Origin of the sequence: Sphingobium sp. (assembly GCF_049304695.1) — a bacterium.
GTDB lineage: Bacteria > Pseudomonadota > Alphaproteobacteria > Sphingomonadales > Sphingomonadaceae > Sphingobium.
The window spans coordinates 1-17,980 of record NZ_JBAQOK010000062.1 but is presented as its reverse complement, the minus strand read 5'-3'; the positions used below and the strand labels follow the sequence as shown (position 1 = coordinate 17,980).

The following is a 17,980-nucleotide window of genomic DNA, read 5'->3' as shown; positions in this document are numbered from 1 at the left end:
TTAAGCTCCCTGCGGCGTCGCGGGGATTGCCCGGTCGCCAGCCTCATCATGGTCATCCTGATTTTCATGTTCGCGGAACATCCGCTTCACCACGGTGAAGAAGACCGGAACGAAGAAGATCGCCAATATCGTTGCCGACAGCATGCCGCCAACCACCGCCCAGCCGATGGCGTTCTGACCACCCGCACCAGCACCCGTCGATACCGCCAGCGGCAACACGCCAAAGATGAACGCCAGACTGGTCATCAGGATCGGCCGCAGGCGCAGCTTGCCCGCTTCCAGTGCCGCCTGCCCTGCGGACATGCCGCTGTGCATCTTCTCTTCGGCAAATTCCACGATCAGGATCGCGTTCTTCGCCGAAACGCCGATGGTGGTGATTAAACCGACCTGCAGGTAGATGTCGTTGTTCAACCCCGCCAGCGTGGCGGCAATCACTGCGCCGAACACACCCAGCGGCACCACCAGAATGACCGCGATCGGCACCGACCAGCTTTCATAGAGCGCGGCAAGGCACAGGAACACGATCAGCATCGACAGCGCATAGACATAAGGTGCCTGTCCACCGGACGTGCGCTCCTCATAGGATATGCCATTCCAGCTATAACCGACACCGGCGGGCAGCTTGGCCGCAAACTCCTCCATCGCCTCCATCGCCGTGCCGCTCGACACGCCGGGGGCGGGACCGCCCTGGATGTTCATCGACGGCACGCCGTTGAACCGCTCCAGACGGGCCGGACCCTGCGTCCATTCCGTCGTGGAAAAGGCCGACAGCGGCGCCATCGTCCCGGACGAACCGCGTACATGCAGCGCGCCAATGGCGTCAGGCGTCGTGCGGAACTGCGCATCGGCCTGTACGAACACTTTTTTCACTCGATCGCGATCGATGAAGTCGTTGATATAGCTGCCACCCATATTGGTGCTGATCGTGTCATTGATGTCGGATTGCGCCACGCCCAGCGCACCGGCGGCCGCCTGATCGACATTCAGCTTCAATTGCGCGGTATCTTCAAGGCCGTTGGGACGAACCTGCGCCAGACGCTTGTCGCCCATGGCCATGCCCAACAATTGATTGCGCGCAGCCAGCAGCTTTTCGTGGCCCAGCCCGCCCTGATCGAGCAACTGGAAATCGAAGCCGGACGCATTGCCCAGTTCCTGGACCGAAGGCGGCACGAAGGCGATGACCATGCCCGCCGTAATCTTCTGGAACGCGGCGTTGGCACGCTGCGCGACGGCTGCGACGTTATTTTCAGCGCCCTTACGCAGCGACCAGTCTTTCATCTTGGCGAACACGATACCGACATTCTGCCCCTGTCCCACGAAACCGAAACCGGCAATGGTGAACACGGCGGCGACATTATCCTTTTCGTTCTTCACATAATATTCGCGCGCCCGGTCGAGCGTTCGCTGGGTTTCCTCGATGGTCGAACCTGAAGGCAAAGATACCTGATTGATCAGCGAACCCTGATCCTCTTCAGGCAGGAAGCCGCTGGGCAGGCGCATGAACACCACGCCCATGCCCACGAAGATCAGCCCATAGACCAGCATGGTCCGGCCCCAGCGCCGCTCCACCTTTTGAACGCCTTCGCCATAACGACGAACGCCCTTGTCGAACGTGCGGTTGAACCAGCCGAAAAAGCCTTTTTGCGTGCTATGATCCTGCCCCTGTTTCGCAGGTTTCAGGATCGTGGCGCACAGAGCCGGCGTCAGGATCAGCGCGACCAGCACCGACAGCACCATGGACGATACGATGGTGATGGAAAATTGCCGGAAGATGACGCCCGTCGATCCGCCAAAGAACGCCATCGGCAGGAACACAGCGGACAGGACAAGAGCGATGCCGATCAGCGCGCCGCTGATTTCGTCCATCGATTTGCGCGCCGCTTCCTTGGGATTTAGCCCTTCGTCCTGAATCAGCCGCTCGACATTTTCAACCACGACGATCGCGTCATCGACCAACAGGCCGATCGCCAGCACCATGCCGAAAAGGGTCAGCGTATTGATCGTGAACCCGAAGATCTGCAGGATCCCCAACGTTCCCAGCAATACGACCGGCACCGCGATCGTGGGGATCAACGTCGCGCGCCAGTTTTGCAGGAACAGGAACATGACGACGAACACCAGCAGTATGGCTTCGACCAGCGTATGGATGACCTGCTCGACCGACAGGCTCACAAAAGTCGAATTATCGACCGGAAAATCATATTTCACCCAGACCGGGAAGTTCTTCGACAGTTCATCGACCCGCTTCTTGACGGCAGTCACGGTGTCCAGCGCATTTGCGCCCGGTGCCAGCTTTATGCCCATACCGGATGAAGGATGGCCGTTGAACTTGACGCTGAACCCGTAGTTTTCTGCGCCCAGTTCGATGCGCGACACATCGGACAACAGCACCACGGACCCGTCGCTATTGCTGCGCAATCGGATATTGCCGAATTCCTCCGGCGTCCGCAGCCGCGACTGCGCGGTCACTGTCGCATTGAGCGCCTGCCCCTTGGGCGATGGCAATCCACCGATCTGTCCGGCCGAAACCTGTGCATTCTGTGCCTGGATAGCGCTTTTGACGTCGCCCGTCGTGACGCTCAGATTGGCCATCTTATAGGGGTCGAGCCAGATACGCATCGCATATTGCGACCCGAACATCTGGGTGTCGCCAACGCCCGAAACGCGACTGAGCGGATCCTGCAGCGTCGATGCGATGAAATCGCTCGCATCTTCCGCATCATGAATGCCGTCATCGGCATAGACCGCCAGGATGACCAGAAAGCTGGACGTCGATTTGGTGATGCGCAACCCTTGCTGCTGCACTTCCTGCGGCAACAGCGGGGTCGCCTGCGCCAGCTTGTTCTGCACCTGAACCTGCGCGATGTCCGCGTCGGTCCCCTGTTCGAACGTCAGGGTGATGGACAGGCTGCCCGAACCGTCGCTGGTGGACGAAAAATAACGCAGATTGTCGATGCCCTTGAGCTGCTGCTCGATCAACTGCGTCGTCGTATTTTCCAGCGTCTGTGCGTTCGCGCCGGGATAGCTGGTGGAAATGACAACCGATGGCGGCGCGATTTCCGGAAATTGCGCGACGGGCAATGTCCGCATGGCCAGCAAACCGCCCATCATGATGACGATGGCGATAACCCAGGCAAAAATCGGCCTGTCGATAAAATAGCGAGCCATGATTACTTCGCTCCGCCCTGCGCGCCAGCGGCCTGAGCGCCGCCACCCTGAGCGCCGCCACCCTGCGCCGTCACCTGCTGGGGCGCGCCCGGCTTGACCACCGTGCCGGGCCGCAGGTTGAGCAGCCCTTCGACGATCAGCCTGTCGCCCGCCTTCAGGCCGGATGTAACGATCCATTTGTCGCCGACCGGCCGATCGACCGTGACCTGGCGCATCTCGACCTTGTTGTCCTTGCCCACGACCATCGCCGTCGCACGTCCCCGCGCATCGCGGCTGATGCCCTGCTGGGGCGCCAGAATGGCTTGCGCCCGCTCTCCTTCAATCAGCTTCGCGCGGACATACATGCCGGGCAGCAGCAGGCCGTCGGGATTGGCGAAGGACGCGCGCAGCGTCACCGCGCCCGACGTCGAATCCACCGATACTTCCGCAAATTGCAACCGGCCCTCGATCGGATAGATGGTGCCGTTGGGCAGCGTCAGCTTGATGCGCGCGCCGTCGGCTGCACTGAGGCCGCCTTTCTTCATCGCCTGTCGCAGGTCGATGATCTGGGCTGCGGACTGGGTGATGTCGATGTAGACCGTATCGGTGCGCTGGATGGTCGAAAGCGGATCGGCCTGCCCCGCCTGCACCAGAGCGCCCGGCGTAAACAGCGACCGACCGATACGACCGGAAATCGGTGCGCGGATGCGGGTGAAACCTTGATTGACCTGCGCCGCCTGCACAGCACCGCGCTGCGCTGCAACATCGGCGCGCGCCTGTTGGGCTGCCGCATCGGCGTCGTCATATTCCTGTCGGCTGACGGCGTTGATGCCGACCAGATCCTTGTAACGTTGCGCCTGCAGACCGGTGGAACGGATCGCCGCATTCGCCTTTGCCAGGCCACCCTGCGCTTGCGCCACTGCCGCGCGATAGGGCGCATCCTCGATCTCATAGAGCAGTTGCCCGGCGCGAACGTTACTGCCCTCGGCGAACAGGCGACGACGGAGGATACCGCTGATTTGTGGACGAATTTCAGCCGTTTCCACGGCGACCACACGTCCGGGCAATTCATTCTCCAGCAAGGCGGATTCGGTCTTGACCGTCACCACGCCAACGGAGGGCGTGGGCGGCGCGGGCGGCGCGCCTTTATCGCATGCACTCAGCGCCAAAGCCGACGCGCACGCCAACATGCCGATGACCAACCCCTTTTGCATCACGCAATTTCCATCCTGGATTTAGTGTAGATTAGGAATGAACGTTCATTCCGCTTGCCCCACAGTTAGGATCATGCCAAGGAAAATTCAAGGCGAAAAATCTTGGGAGACGGAAAGTGGTTGCACTGCAACATAAAAAACGAGGGGTGGAAAGCAGCAAAGCCCAGATCATGGCCGCTGCCCGCGATCTTTTTGCCAGTCATGGATTTCATCAGACATCGATGGCTGAACTCGCCGTGTCAGCGCAGGTGTCGGTCGGTCAGATCTATCGCCTGTTCAAGGGCAAGGAAGAAATCATCGAAGCGTTGGTGAACGTAGATTCCGATGAATGGGCCGACGCGATGGCCGACTTGCGCGCACGCGTCGATAAAGGCGAACTTACGATCGAACGGGCGTTCGAACGCGCATTGATGCATAATGTCAGTGCGAAGGATGAAGCCCTCTCTTTCGACATACTGGCCGAAAGTTTCCGCAATCCTGCCGTGGGCAACCGGATCGCCGCGCTGTGCGCCCGTTTTCGCGCAATCCTGCGCGACTTTGCCTGCATCGCCAATCCCGACCTGTCGGGCGAAGCGCTCGACGCCGCCGAAGAAATGATCCTCGCCTGCATGTTCGGGCTTGGCCATCGCAGCCTGTCGCTGCCCAAACTCAGTGCCGAAGTCACCGCACGCCGATCCGCACAAATGATTGTCGCCGGGCTGCGCGCGGTACGGTAACGCACCACGCGCTGCTCCACCTATTTGGCCGCAACCCCCTGCGGCAACACGATCGCAGACCAGCTTTTGCCCGGCACCAGATAGCGCGCCGCCAGTGCCTGCAACTGCGCCGGGGTCACGGTCAACATATCCTGCGCCATCGTCTGCATCGCCTGCACATAGCGCGCATCATGCGTTGCGCCCGCCATCTGGTTCATCCAGAATGCGTTGCCAGTCCCCGCCCGCATCAACATCTGCCGCATCGGCGCGACGGCGCGCTGCAACTCGTCGTCGCTGACCGGCGTCTTGGTCAGATCGGCGGCGGTGGATTTCACGACGTCATAGAAATAATCGATCCGGTCGGGCTTTATCTGGCTCGTCACCAATATATAACCGCCGCTGTCATAGGAAAATGGCCAGTTATTCTGGACGCTGGGCGAATAGGCCGCCCCTTCCGTCGACCGCAGCTTGTCGAACAACCGATCGTTGAAGATCTGCGTGAGGATTTCGAGCTGGCGCGCTTCCTTTTGCAGGGCAAAGCCGCCCGCCGTCGGCCATGCCATGACTGCTGCGGCCTGTTCCTTGTCGCCCTCATGGCGCAGTATCACAGGCTTTTCGACATGGGCCGGAAAGCGCATCGCCCGGTTCGCGGCAGGCACCGGCACATCTGCCCGAGCAGGCAGCGCACCCAATGTAGCCGCCACGGCAGCGATGGCATCGTCTGCCTTCACCTGACCGAAAATCTGCACCTCGATCGGCCCGGACGCCAGGATCGGCTCCCATGTCGCCCGGAAATTCTGCGGGTTAAGCGCTTCGATTTCCGCGCGCGATGGCGTGCGGAACCGGACATCCTTGTCATGCAACAGCCAGTTGAGATCGCGGCCCAGCACCGCGTCGGGCGACCGCGACATCGCGTCATAGGCGACCGACGCCCCGGTCTTCACGCGCGCGATCGGCGCGGGATCCCAGCCGGGCGTCGCCAGCTTTGCCGCGAACAGGCGCAACTGGGCGCGATAATCCGCCGGACGCGTCACCGCCTGCAATTCGAACGCATCGTCATCGACCGAAAAGTCCATCCCCATGCGGCGGCCAATGGTCAGTTCATCCAGTTCCCGCTGGCCCAGCTTCCCGATCCCGCTTGCCATCAACGCATAGTCCCCGGCCCAGCTCTGCACCGGCTTCACGGGCGAAAACGCCTGCTGCCCGTGGCCAAACCGCACGTTGATCCGCACCTTTTCGGTTTCCGCGTCATTGGCGAACAGCGTCAGCTTGACCCCGTTGGAAAAAGTGATCGTCTCCATCCCCGGCAGACCGACCGGTTCACGCGACACCACCGTGCCGGGCGCGCCCAGCCTGGGCAGATCGTTCATCGTCACAGGCTTGTCGTTCAGCCGCGCGTTCGCCGCCGCCTTCACCGGCGCAGCGACCGCCGCCGCCAGCTTGCCGTCGAGACCCGGTTGCGCCTTGCCGGTAATCAGCAACGCGCGGAAAACACCTGCCGAAAATAGTCGGCGGGTCGAATCCAGTATCTTCTGCGGCGTCATCGCGGGCTTGCCGGCCTGAAAAATATCGACCGCCGCCTTTGGGCTGACCGTCGTTTCGCGAATATCGACCGCACTGACCAGATCGGTCGCCTGCTTCGCGCCGGATTCCGTGTCGGCATTTTCGACCTGGATCGACAGCGCTGTATTCATTTGCGTATATTCGCGCTCTATCTCCTGCGTGCTCGGCGGCGTGGCCTTGGCATCCTCCACGATGGCGCGCGCATCGGCCAGCGCCTTTTCCCAATTATCGCCCGTAGGCGTAATCGTCATGAACGTGCCATCGACGGACCGGCTGATATCCTGCTGTTCGACGCTCGATTGCAGGAAACTGCCCCCCGCCCGCGCCGCCTGCTCCAGCCGTCGGCTGATGATCTGCAACGCCAGCATGTCGGTCAGCTTGTCCTGATTATACAGGATCGTGTCGGCATGCGGCTTCCACGGGCGCAGCCACGCCATAGTCAGGCCCAGCGGAACGCCCGGCTCCACCGCGACCCGCGTGGCGGGTAATTTGGGGTCGGGCATCCCGAAATCGGGGATCGCCGCGCCATTGCCCGGCACGGTCCAGCCTGCAAAATTGTCGCGGATCAACTGTTCGGCCAGCGCGGGATCAATGTCCCCCGATATGGCGATGACCGCGTTTTCGGGCCGATACCAGCTCTGGTGAAACGCCTCCATGCTCGCCGCCGTCGCCTTGCTGATCGTCGCCACGGTGCCGATGGGATTATGGTCGGCCAGCGGCTGCCCGGCAAAGAAATGCTGGCGGCTGATGTCGGACATCCGCATCTGCGGTCCATCGCCCTCGCGCCGTTCGGCCAGCACGACCGCCCGTTCGGCATCGACGGCATTGTCCACGATATTGGGGTCGGTCATCATCCCGCCCAATATCTTCATGCTCTCGCCCAGTGTCGCCTGTGTCGCCTGCGGCAGGTCGAGCGCATAGGTCGTGCCGGTCGGCGTCGTCTGCGCATTGCTGTCGCTGCCGAACGTCACGCCCAGCCGCTGCCATATCCGCTTCGATTCGCCATCGGGCACATGCCGCGACCCGCGCATCGACAGATGCTCCATGAAATGCGCATAGCCCAGCTCGTCGGGCCGCTCCATCAGCGACCCGGCGTCGATGCGCAGGCGAATGGACACCTGCCCCGGTGGCACCCCATTGCGGCGGATGGCGTATCGCAACCCGTTGGGCAAAGTGCCGAACTTCCACGCCGGATCTATCGGCACATCGCTGTTTTCATACAGCCATGGACGCGCCTGCGCCTGCGTCGCGCCCGCTGCCTTTTCGGCGGCAGGGGCGACCGGGTTCGTGCGTGCAGCCAGTGGTGCAGGCAAACCCGACAGCAGCAGGGACAGGACGATCAGCGAAGCGGCAGAGCGCCGGGGGTAAAATGTCATAGGCGACGCAGCCTAACGGCATTTTCCTGAATGACTACTGACAATCCGGCCATGCAGCGGGGCGATGGCCACTCGCCCAAACAAATATGGCGGGAATCGCTTCCCGCCATATTCGATAATCTAACTCAGCCTTGGTTCAGCGCGGTGCGCTGGTCCGCTGCACGGCGCTTTTATGCGCGCCGACTGGCCCCTTGTTGCGGCGGGGACGGAAAGCACGCTTTTCGCCAGCTTCCCCATCGGGGCGATGCGCGCGATCGGGCGTGCCACGCTTCTGGCCATCCTGATATTTGCGCTGGCCATCGGCACGGCGGGCCTGCTGCTGCGGGCTTTGCGTCGGCCCCTTTTTGGGCGCGGCTGGCTTGGGCAGGTTGCGCACGGCTTCCATGAAGTTTTCCGGCAATGGCACGACTTCCAGCTTGATGCGGGTCGTCTTTTCGATCGCCTTCAGATACGGCCGCTCGTCATCCGCCACGAAGCTGATGGCGATGCCATCGGCCCCGGCGCGTGCCGTCCGCCCGATGCGGTGAACATATTGTTCGGCCACATTGGGGATTTCGAAGTTGATGACATGGCTGACGCCCGACACGTCGATACCGCGCGCGGCAATGTCGGTCGCGACCAGCAGCTTGACCTTGCCCTGACGAAACGCCTGCAAAGCGGTGGTCCGCTGACCCTGGCTCTTGTTGCCATGAATGGCAAAGGCGTCGATGCCCGCGCCTTCCAGAAAGCGCACGACACGATCGGCGCCATGCTTGGTGCGCGTAAAGATCAACGCGCGATCAATGTCTTCGCTCTCCAGCACCATGTGCAGCAGCGCCTGCTTCTCGCCCTGATTGACGAACGTCATCTGCTGACGCACGCGCTCGGCCGTGGTCGCCTGTGGAGCGACGCTGACCTTGACCGGATTGTTCAGGAACTGCGCCGCCAGCGCCTCGATTTCCTTGGGCATGGTCGCCGAAAAGAAAAGGTTCTGGCGATCGGTCGGCAGCATCTTGGCGACGCGCTTCAACGGATGGATGAAGCCCATGTCCATCATCTGGTCGGCTTCATCGAGGACGAAGATTTCAACGTCCTTGAGCGTCAGCGCGCGCTGGTCGATCAGGTCGAGCAGGCGGCCGGGCGTGGCGACGACGATATCGACACCACCGGCCAATGCGCGGATCTGCTTGTTGATCGGCACGCCGCCGAACACGGTTTCGACCGACAGCTTCATGAAGCGGCCATAGTCGCGGAAGCTCTGCGCGATCTGCGCGGCCAGTTCGCGGGTCGGCGACAATACCAGCATCCGGCAACCCTTGATCGGGGTGTCGCGCGGATTGCGGGCGAAATAATCCAGGCTTGGCAGCGCAAACGCAGCGGTCTTGCCGGTGCCGGTCTGGGCGATGCCGCACAGATCCTTGCCTTCCAGCAGGACCGGGATCGCCTTTTGTTGAATCGGGGTGGGTTCGGAATAATTTTTGGCGGCAAGCGCCTTCAGAATGGGCTCGGAAAGACCAAGTTCGTTGAATTGCATGGAGAAAAACTCACAAGTGGCCAGGACGCCAGCTTGCTCTGCAAAACGCAGGAAGGGCGCGAGGCGGGTTACGAAACGACCCGCGTGAAAAGGGAAGCCTCAAGCTTGGCGCAGACTCTCATTGGCCTGTCCGTGGTCCTTTGGCGGCTGTTTCAGCCACCAAGGTTGCGGACGATCACGCTGCCAATCGCTATGGAACCATCATGGTCCCTCTGCTGCGCTGCAACACATATGGCCCAGTTTCCGCCAAATAGCAAGCGGCCACGGAATCGCTCCCGTGGCCGCAAAAGCGCGTATTATAGGACTATAACGAAACCTCGGCATGCTTGCCCTTCATCTCGCTCCGCACATCACCGCCGAACAGCATCTTGAACACGCCCTTGATCGACATGTCCGCGCGCCAGATTTCGGCGGTGCCAAGGTCGAAACGCAGCATCAGCAGGCTGGGGTCATTCCGCCCGCCCGGATACCATGCTTCCACTTCTTTCGACCAGTAACGGTCGATCACCGCCGGGTCCGTTTCCGTGGCCAGCGTGCCCGCGATGCAGGCGAACAGATTATGATCCTTGGCCGAAAACTGCGCCATGGCCGGGCCGCCCGGCGCGATACGATTATCCTTGCTGGTGTAGAACCAGAAACAGTGATTGGCATCCGGGTCGATCTGCGCGGTCATCGGCTCGCTATGATCCCTGCTGCCCTCCAACCCGATCATCAGGAATGGGCTGCTCGACAGTTCGCTCCAGAAGCGTTCGCGAATGTCCGTTTCGGTGCTCATAATAGTCTCTCCTGTCAGGTTCGGATGATTAATCGCTGGACCCATATGAAGTTCCGCGAGCGCTTGATCTGTCGGCTACGAAGCGCCACATAGCGGCCATGCTGATCGAGACAGAACTGACGCCCAACCCGGCGACCATCAAATTCCTGCCCGGCCGCGCGGTCATGGGCGCGGGCACTCGCGACTTCGCCACGCCGGAGGAAGCAGAGGCATCGCCGCTCGCTGACGCCCTCTTTGGTCTGGGTGATGTGGTCGGCGTTTTTTTCGGCGGCGACTTCATATCGGTGACGATCGCGCCGGGGTCGGAATGGCGGGACGTCAAGCCGGACGTGCTCGCTACCCTGCTCGAACATTTCTCGGCTGACATGCCGCTGTTCGCGACCGGGTCCGCCGCTGGCATCGCCGTGCCGGTCGAAGCAGAGACTTTCAACGATGACCCTGCAGACGCCGAAATCGTCGAACAGATTCGCGAACTCATTGATACGCGGGTCCGCCCTGCGGTGGCGAATGACGGCGGCGACATCGTCTATCGCGGCTTTGACAAGGGCACCGTCTATCTCAAGATGCAGGGCGCCTGTTCGGGATGCCCCTCTTCCAGCGCGACGCTGAAGAACGGCATCGAACAATTGCTCAAACATTATGTGCCCGAAGTCACCGAGGTGCGCGCCGTTTAAGGCCATTTCATTTCATGGCCGGGCTGCATTTGGCAAATCGCGACGTATCGACTAACCGCAGGATGACGCCGCACGATGCGGTCGCTTGAAGGGGGATGTTTTGCGCGTTCTGGTGATCGACACCGCGACACAGGCGCTGTCCGTGGCGCTGTTGGATGATGGCGTGCCGATCGGCCAGTTTCACGAAATCGTCGGTCGCGGCCATGCCGAAGCACTCCTGCCCGCCATTGCCGCCTTGCCCGACGGCGGCCGCGCCGACGCGATCGCAGTGGATGTCGGCCCCGGCAGCTTCACCGGCGTGCGCATCGGCGTCGCCGCCGCCCGCGCGCTGGCCCTTGCGTGGGGCATCCCCGCGCACGGCTACAGCGCTCCGTCGCTCATCGCCGCCCGCGCAGCGCTGGATCATGGCGATGGCCCCATCATCGTGACGATCACCGGCGGCCATGGCGAACTATTCTGGCAAGCCTTTGATAAAAAATGGGTAGTTCCAGAAACGGAAGTTGCCTCTACACCCATTGCCCAACTTGCGGACATGATCGACGCTCCTACCTTCTACGGCACAGGCGCGGAAATGCTGGTCACTGCGCGCGGCCACGGCGTCGCCGTCAACCTCTACCCCAACGCCATCGACTTCCCTCTGATCGCCTCTTTAACCGCCCTGCCCGCCACGCCGATCTACGGTCGCGGCGCAGACGCCATGACCATGGCCGAACGCGCCGCTTCATGATGCCCCGCCTGACCCTCGACTGCTTCGATTACGAAGATCGCAATGCCATGGTGGACGCTATGGAAGTCATGGTCACCGCCTTCGATCCGTCCTTCGGCGAAGCATGGACTTTGCCTCAATTGTCCGGCGTCATGATGATGCCCGGCACCTGGCTGACCATCGCCCGGATCGATGCCGCACCGCTTGGCTTCGCGCTCGTCCGGTCGGTATTGGACGAATGTGAATTGCTGCTCCTCGCCGTCGATCCGGCATGGCGCGGACGCGGTATCGGTGCAGCGCTATTGCAAGATAGCCTGACGACCGCGCGCCGCAAAGGCATCACGTCGATGAACCTGGAAGTGCGCGCCGCCAACAACGCGGTTCGCCTGTACGAGAAAACCGGGTTCGAATATGTACATCGCCGCCCCGGTTACTATCGTGGTAATGATGGTCAACTACATGATGCCCTCAGTTTTCGCATAGACATGCTGGCATGAGCCAATAGGCACTTGCGAAATCATCGTGCCGGGTCTAGCGGGGACGTACCGCTCCTGAAATAACTTTCCTCGGGCGGGTCGCACCACATAAAGCCTTGCAGGAAAAAGAAAAATGGAACTCGAATCGGCCCAGAGCGAATTGCTCATTACTTTGACGTCCGATATTGTTGCTGCACATGTCTCCAACAATAGCGTCTCTGTATCCGACGTTTCCTCGCTGATCCAGAATGTGCATGCCGCACTTGCCGGCTTGAGCCAGCCAGCAGTCGTCCCGGAAGTAAAACCGGAACCTGCCGTGTCGGTGCGCTCGTCGATCAAGCCTGACTACATCATCTGTCTGGAAGATGGTAAGAAGCTCAAGATGCTCAAGCGCCATCTGATGACGCATTATCAGATGACGCCGGACGATTACCGCGCAAAATGGAGCCTGCCCGCCGACTATCCCATGGTCGCCCCCAACTACGCTGAACAGCGCCGCACGCTGGCAAAGAAGATCGGCCTTGGCACCAAGCGTCGTCGGCCACGCGTCGCCAAATAAGCGGCTCACCGCAACAAGTGCTGAAGAGGGGCGCGTCGCAGGATGCGCCCCTTTCGCATGTCTGGAAAAGTCGCTAGGCTTTGGCCGACAATTTCCGAAAAGCTATTTTTGAGCGAGCAGCATGAACCGCAAAATCGACGTCGAAGCCCTGTGCCATGAAAAAGGCCTGCGCATCACCGAACAACGCCGTGTGATCGCCCAGGTGCTGAGCGATGCTGTCGATCATCCCGATGTCGAGGAATTGCACAAGCGCGCTGCTGCCGTCGATCATGGCATTTCGATCGCCACGGTCTATCGCACCGTCCGCCTGTTCGAGGAAGCGGGCATATTGGAACGGCACGATTTCGGAGATGGCCGCGCCCGCTACGAAGCAGCGCCCGAATCCCATCACGATCATCTGATCGATGTCGAAACCGGCAATGTGATCGAATTTGTCGATCCCGAACTCGAACAGCTCCAAAAGATCATCGCTGAAAAGCTGGGCTTCCGCTTGGTCGATCACCGCATGGAACTTTATGGCGTCGCGATCGACCGGAAGAACTGACCGCTGCGGATGATACGTCGTTTTGGCAGGATCATGGCGCTCGTCGCCAGCCTGCTCCTATGCCTGATCCCGCATCTGCTGTGGCGTATCGCCGGACGCCGCTCCCCTTGGCCCCGCCGCTTTCTCGCGATGGCGACCCGCTCCGTCGGCGTCCGGGTAAAGGTCACGGGCAAGTCACGGGATGGCGACATGTTCCTGCTGGCCAACCATGTCAGCTGGATCGACATATTGGCGCTGGGCGGCGCAACCGGCGCGGCCTTCGTCGCCCATGACGGGATAGCGCGCTGGCCGGTCATCGGCTGGCTCGCCGCGCAGAACAACACCCTCTTCGTCGCCCGCGACCGCCGCGCCACCCTGTCGGGCCAGATCGACGCCCTGCGCTCGGCCATGCTGGGTCATCATCCCGTCGCCCTCTTTCCCGAAGGCACGACGAGCGACGGCAGCAGCCTCCTGCCGTTCAAACCCTCGCTCCTCGCCGTCCTCCTGCCCCCGCCCCGCGCCGTTCTGATCCAGCCTGTCCATATCGATTATGGCGCGACCACCGCCGACATCGCCTGGCATGGCGAAGAAGGCGCTGGCGCGAACGCCTGGCGCATATTGGGACGCGCAAAACCTTTGGTGCTCACTCTGCACTTTCTGGAGCCGTTCGATCCCGCTGCCTGTGCCGACCGCAAGCAGATCGCAGCCATCGCGCATGACCGCATCGCCGCCAGCATAACGCAGCATCAGCACCCTTTCGTTCCCACGACACCCCCTGTATAGCTGGCTGGCATGAATCGTACCAACGCCCCCGGCAGCCCTGCCGTCACCAACGCGCCTGCCACGTTTCAGGTTAAATCCTTTGGCTGTCAGATGAACGTCTATGATGGCGAGCGCATGGCTGAGATGCTGGGCGAACGCGGCATGACGGCAGCGGCGGAGGGGACTGACGCAGACCTCGTCATCCTCAACACCTGCCACATTCGTGAAAAGGCGGTCGATCGGGTCTATTCCGACATCGGCCGCATGACGCGCGAAGATGGCAGTCGCCCTATGATCGCCGTGGCAGGCTGCGTCGCGCAGGCCGAAGGCAGCGAGATCAGCCGCCGTGCCAAGACCGTCGATATCGTCGTCGGCCCGCAGGCCTATCACCGCCTGCCCGACCTGATAGCCAAGGCCGGGCGCGGCGAAGAAGCCATCGACACCGACATGCCTGCCGATTCGAAATTCGACACCCTGCCCGCCCGCACGCGCCAGACACGACCCACCGCTTTCCTGACCATCATGGAAGGATGCGACAAATTTTGCACCTATTGCGTGGTCCCCTATACGCGCGGTGCGGAAATCAGCCGCAGCTGGTCCGCGATACTGGACGAGGCGAAAGCGCTGGTCGATGGCGGGGTCAAGGAAATCACGCTGCTGGGCCAGAACGTCAACGCTTGGACCGGGCAGGATGACCGGGGCCAGATGCAGGGCATGGACGGTCTGGTCCGCGAACTGGCGAAGATCGACGCGCTCAAACGCATCCGCTACACCACCAGCCATCCCAACGACATGAGCGATGGCCTCATCGCCGCCCATGGCGAGGTGGCCAAGCTGATGCCCTTCCTGCATCTGCCGGTGCAGTCGGGCAATGATCGCATCCTCAAAGCCATGAACCGCAGCCATAGCGTCGAAAGCTATCTCAGGATTATCGACCGGGTACGCACGGCGCGGCCCGACATCGCCATATCCAGCGATTTCATCGTCGGCTTCCCTGGCGAAAGCGATGCCGAGTTCGAAGACACGCTACGGATCGTCGAGCAGGTTCGCTATGCGCAATGCTATTCCTTCAAATACAGTCCCCGGCCCGGCACCCCCGCCGCCGGCATGGATGGCCAGATCGCACCGGAGTTGATGGACGAACGGCTGGCCCGTTTACAGGCGGTCATCAATCGTGAACAGGTTGCGTTCAACAACACGACCGTGGGCAGTCGCACCGACATATTGCTGGAACGCAAGGGCCGCTATCCCGGCCAGTTGATCGGTAAGACGCCCTGGTTGCAATCGGTCCATCTGACCGCGCCCGATCATGCGATCGGCGACATGATCGAAGTCGATATTCTCAGTGCCGGTCCCAATAGTCTGGCCGGTGAACCTAGCAGGAGGAAAGCCGCTTGAACCAAAGCATCGTCGTTCCCGCCACTGTGGGACGCCATCTCCCGGACCCCTGGCTGATGCCGGTATTCTTGAGATGTATGACGAGCAAGGGAGGCTGATCCATGGGTAAGAAACCACATTCCCGTTTAGAGACTGCAGAGCGTGCTCGGCTGGAAGTGATCTTCGAAAAGCCGCATCTGCTGGGCGCTTTATTCGGCCAATATGATCGCAATCTGGTCGCGATCGAAAACCGGCTCGGCGTCTATATCGCCGCGCGCGGCAACAAACTTCAGATAGAGGGTGAAGCGCACGCCGCCGCCCGCGCCCGTGACGTGATGACCGGCCTGTACAACCGCATAGTTGCCGGACAGGAAATCGACGCAGGCGCTGTGGAGGCGGTCATTGCCATGTCGTCGGAACCGACGCTGGACGGCATCATCACCCATGATGTGTCGGAACCGCCCACGGTGATGATCCGCACGCGCAAGAAGACGATCGTTCCCCGGTCCGCGACGCAGGTCACCTATATGGAGGCGCTCAACCGCAACGACATCATCTTTGCCCTGGGTCCGGCAGGCACCGGCAAGACCTATCTGGCGGTGGCCCAGGCGGTCAGCCAGCTCATTACCGGCAGCGTCGATCGCCTGATCCTCTCGCGCCCGGCGGTCGAGGCGGGTGAAAAGCTGGGCTTCCTGCCCGGCGACATGAAGGAAAAGGTCGATCCCTATCTGCGGCCGATCTACGACGCGCTGCACGACACCCTGCCCGCCGAACAGGTCGAACGGCGGATCGCCAGCGGCGAGATCGAGATCGCGCCGCTGGCCTTCATGCGCGGGCGCACGCTGGCCAATGCCTTCATCGTGCTGGACGAGGCGCAGAACACGACCATCGCCCAGATGAAGATGTTCCTGACCCGCTTTGGCGAAGGCAGCCGCATGGTCATCTGCGGCGATCCGCGTCAGGTCGATCTGCCGCAACCGGGTGCGTCGGGCCTTGCCGACGCGGTCGCGCGGCTGGACGGGGTGGAGGGCATCGCCGTGGTGCCATTCGGCATTGCCGACGTCGTGCGCCATCCGGTCGTCGGACGGATCGTTCAGGCTTATGAGGGACCGGATGCATGATTGAAGTTGCTGTCCTGCATGATGAAGGCTGGCCCGACACCGACTGGGAACTGCTGGCCCAGCGCGCGGTCGTCGCGGCGATCACGCACAGCCCCTATGTCGCATTCGTCACCGATGCCGCCATGTATGAGGTCGCGGTGAAGCTGACCACGGACGCGGAGGTTCATCAACTGAACCGCGACTATCGGGACAAGGACAAGCCGACCAACGTCCTGTCCTTCCCGATGGTCCAGTCGGACCTGCTGGTGGCCACGGCCAATACCGACGATGGCGAAGTGTTGCTGGGCGACATCGTGCTGGCCGAGGATGTTTGCGCACGCGAGGCAGCGGACAAAGGTATCAGCGTGGCCGATCATGCTGCACATCTGATCGTCCATGGGACTTTTCATTTGCTCGGATATGATCATATGGACGACAATGAAGCCGAGGCCATGGAGGCGCTGGAAGTTGCAGCGCTGGCCAGCCTTGGTCTGGCCGATCCCTATGGGGATCGCATGATTTTAGGGGAATAGGACGATTATGGCTGAGGGCAGCCCGAAAGACGGCAACGGTTCCAAGGAATCGGACAGTAGTAACAATGACGGCGGTTTATGGAGCGGCATAAAGTCGCTGCTGTTCGGCGAGGGTGAAACGACCAGCCTGCGGCAGGAACTGGAAGAAGCGCTCGACGAGTATGACGAGGAGGAGGCCGACGATCGTGCCGCCGCGCCTGCCAAGGGCGACCTGTCAGTGATCGAGCGGCAGATGGTCCGCAATCTCCTTCATTTTTCCGAACATACCGTCGATGACGTCGCCGTGCCGCGCGCGGACATTATCGCGATCGAGGAAAAGGCGAGCTTCGCCGATCTGGCCGCCCTGTTTGCCGAAGCAGGCCACAGCCGCATCCCGGTCTATCGTGAGACGCTCGATACGATCGTGGGCATGGTCCACATCCGCGACGCCTTTGCTATTCTTGCGGGCAAGGCGCCTGTTCCCGATACGCTGGAGCCGCTGATCCGGCAGCCGCTCTATGTCCCTGAAAGCATGGGCGCGCTCGACCTGCTGGCGGAGATGCGCGCCAAGCGCACCCATCTGGCGATTGTGCTGGACGAATATTCCGGCACCGAAGGGCTTTTGACGTTCGAGGATCTGGTCGAGGAAATCGTCGGCGACGTCGAGGACGAGCATGACGACGCACCCGAAGCCATGCTGGTGCCGCAGGACGACGGCATGTGGGAAGCCGACGCGCGGGCCGAACTGGATGATGTCGCCAAGGACATCGACGAGCGGTTGGGCGATGTCGAAGAAGATGTCGATACGCTGGGCGGCCTGGCCTTCGTCATAGCCGGGCGTGTGCCGGAACCCGGCGAGATACTGGTGCATCAGCAGAGCGGATGGAAGCTGGAAATTGTGGCCAGCGATGGCCGCCGGGTCAGCCGCCTGCGCCTGCACCCGCCGATCGAATCTGTCGAGAAAGACGACGCCTGAAGCATCGTTGGGCCGCAGGACGCGGCCCAACG

General features: G+C 61.6%; 17 protein-coding genes. 11 read left to right on the top strand and 6 right to left on the bottom strand.

Features of this window, described 5'->3' with window-relative positions:
- The 3 genes from WA070_RS10480 to WA070_RS10470 form a co-directional block, all read right to left on the bottom strand.
- Window positions 1-3,168, bottom strand: a complete 3,168-nt coding sequence (locus tag WA070_RS10480; RefSeq protein WP_422633922.1) for an efflux RND transporter permease subunit — start codon at window positions 3,166-3,168, stop codon at window positions 1-3.
- Between the two features lie 2 nt (window positions 3,169-3,170).
- A complete protein-coding gene (locus tag WA070_RS10475; RefSeq protein WP_422633921.1) occupies window positions 3,171-4,361 on the bottom strand; it encodes an efflux RND transporter periplasmic adaptor subunit in 1,191 nt (396 codons plus the stop codon).
- 71 nt (window positions 4,362-4,432) lie between these two features.
- Window positions 4,433-4,573 (bottom strand): hypothetical protein, encoded by a 141-nt coding sequence (locus WA070_RS10470; RefSeq protein WP_422633943.1) that lies wholly within the window; start codon window positions 4,571-4,573, stop codon window positions 4,433-4,435.
- On the opposite strand from WA070_RS10470, the gene WA070_RS10465 reads away from it, so the two are divergent.
- Window positions 4,532-5,077, top strand: a complete 546-nt coding sequence (locus tag WA070_RS10465) for a TetR/AcrR family transcriptional regulator (protein ID WP_422633939.1) — start codon at window positions 4,532-4,534, stop codon at window positions 5,075-5,077. The genes WA070_RS10470 and WA070_RS10465 overlap by 42 nt on opposite strands.
- Before the next feature lie 20 nt (window positions 5,078-5,097).
- Here WA070_RS10465 and WA070_RS10460 read toward each other — a convergent pair whose 3' ends face one another.
- The 3 genes from WA070_RS10460 to WA070_RS10450 all read right to left on the bottom strand — a co-directional run bounded on the left by WA070_RS10460 (window position 5,098) and on the right by WA070_RS10450 (window position 10,283).
- Window positions 5,098-7,995, bottom strand: coding sequence for a M16 family metallopeptidase (locus tag WA070_RS10460; protein ID WP_422633920.1), 2,898 nt, complete (start codon window positions 7,993-7,995; stop codon window positions 5,098-5,100).
- Between the two features lie 136 nt (window positions 7,996-8,131).
- Entirely contained in the window at window positions 8,132-9,508 is a 1,377-nt protein-coding gene (locus WA070_RS10455; protein WP_422633919.1) for a DEAD/DEAH box helicase, read from the bottom strand.
- 304 nt (window positions 9,509-9,812) lie between these two features.
- On the bottom strand, window positions 9,813-10,283 hold the full coding sequence (locus WA070_RS10450; RefSeq protein WP_422633918.1) for a pyridoxamine 5'-phosphate oxidase family protein: 471 nt from the start codon (window positions 10,281-10,283) through the stop codon (window positions 9,813-9,815).
- Window positions 10,284-10,381: 98 nt separating this feature from the next.
- Between WA070_RS10450 and WA070_RS10445 the strand changes: the two genes are divergently transcribed.
- From WA070_RS10445 to WA070_RS10400, 10 genes are all read left to right on the top strand, one after another.
- Entirely contained in the window at window positions 10,382-10,957 is a 576-nt protein-coding gene (locus WA070_RS10445) for a NifU family protein (RefSeq protein WP_422633917.1), read from the top strand.
- 100 nt (window positions 10,958-11,057) lie between these two features.
- A complete protein-coding gene (gene tsaB / locus WA070_RS10440) occupies window positions 11,058-11,684 on the top strand; it encodes a tRNA (adenosine(37)-N6)-threonylcarbamoyltransferase complex dimerization subunit type 1 TsaB (RefSeq protein ID WP_422633938.1) in 627 nt (208 codons plus the stop codon).
- Window positions 11,681-12,160, top strand: coding sequence for a GNAT family N-acetyltransferase (locus WA070_RS10435; protein WP_422633916.1), 480 nt, complete (start codon window positions 11,681-11,683; stop codon window positions 12,158-12,160). Before tsaB ends, WA070_RS10435 begins: the two co-directional genes overlap by 4 nt.
- Window positions 12,161-12,272: 112 nt before the next feature.
- Window positions 12,273-12,698 carry a MucR family transcriptional regulator gene (locus tag WA070_RS10430; protein WP_422633915.1) on the top strand — a complete coding sequence of 142 codons (426 nt, stop codon included), beginning with the start codon at window positions 12,273-12,275 and terminating at the stop codon, window positions 12,696-12,698.
- Window positions 12,699-12,819: 121 nt separating this feature from the next.
- Complete coding sequence (locus WA070_RS10425; RefSeq protein ID WP_422633914.1) at window positions 12,820-13,242, top strand: Fur family transcriptional regulator; 423 nt, start codon at window positions 12,820-12,822, stop codon at window positions 13,240-13,242.
- 3 nt (window positions 13,243-13,245) lie between these two features.
- Window positions 13,246-14,004 carry a lysophospholipid acyltransferase family protein gene (locus WA070_RS10420; protein ID WP_422633937.1) on the top strand — a complete coding sequence of 253 codons (759 nt, stop codon included), beginning with the start codon at window positions 13,246-13,248 and terminating at the stop codon, window positions 14,002-14,004.
- A 9-nt stretch (window positions 14,005-14,013) separates the two neighbouring features.
- Entirely contained in the window at window positions 14,014-15,381 is a 1,368-nt protein-coding gene (miaB, locus tag WA070_RS10415; protein ID WP_422633913.1) for a tRNA (N6-isopentenyl adenosine(37)-C2)-methylthiotransferase MiaB, read from the top strand.
- Window positions 15,382-15,482: 101 nt separating this feature from the next.
- Complete coding sequence (locus WA070_RS10410; protein ID WP_422633912.1) at window positions 15,483-16,481, top strand: PhoH family protein; 999 nt, start codon at window positions 15,483-15,485, stop codon at window positions 16,479-16,481.
- On the top strand, window positions 16,478-16,993 hold the full coding sequence (ybeY, locus tag WA070_RS10405) for an rRNA maturation RNase YbeY (protein ID WP_422633911.1): 516 nt from the start codon (window positions 16,478-16,480) through the stop codon (window positions 16,991-16,993). The genes WA070_RS10410 and ybeY overlap by 4 nt, the downstream gene beginning before the upstream one ends.
- Before the next feature lie 7 nt (window positions 16,994-17,000).
- On the top strand, window positions 17,001-17,948 hold the full coding sequence (locus WA070_RS10400; RefSeq protein WP_422633910.1) for a hemolysin family protein: 948 nt from the start codon (window positions 17,001-17,003) through the stop codon (window positions 17,946-17,948).
- The last annotated feature ends 32 nt before the right edge of the window (window positions 17,949-17,980 follow it).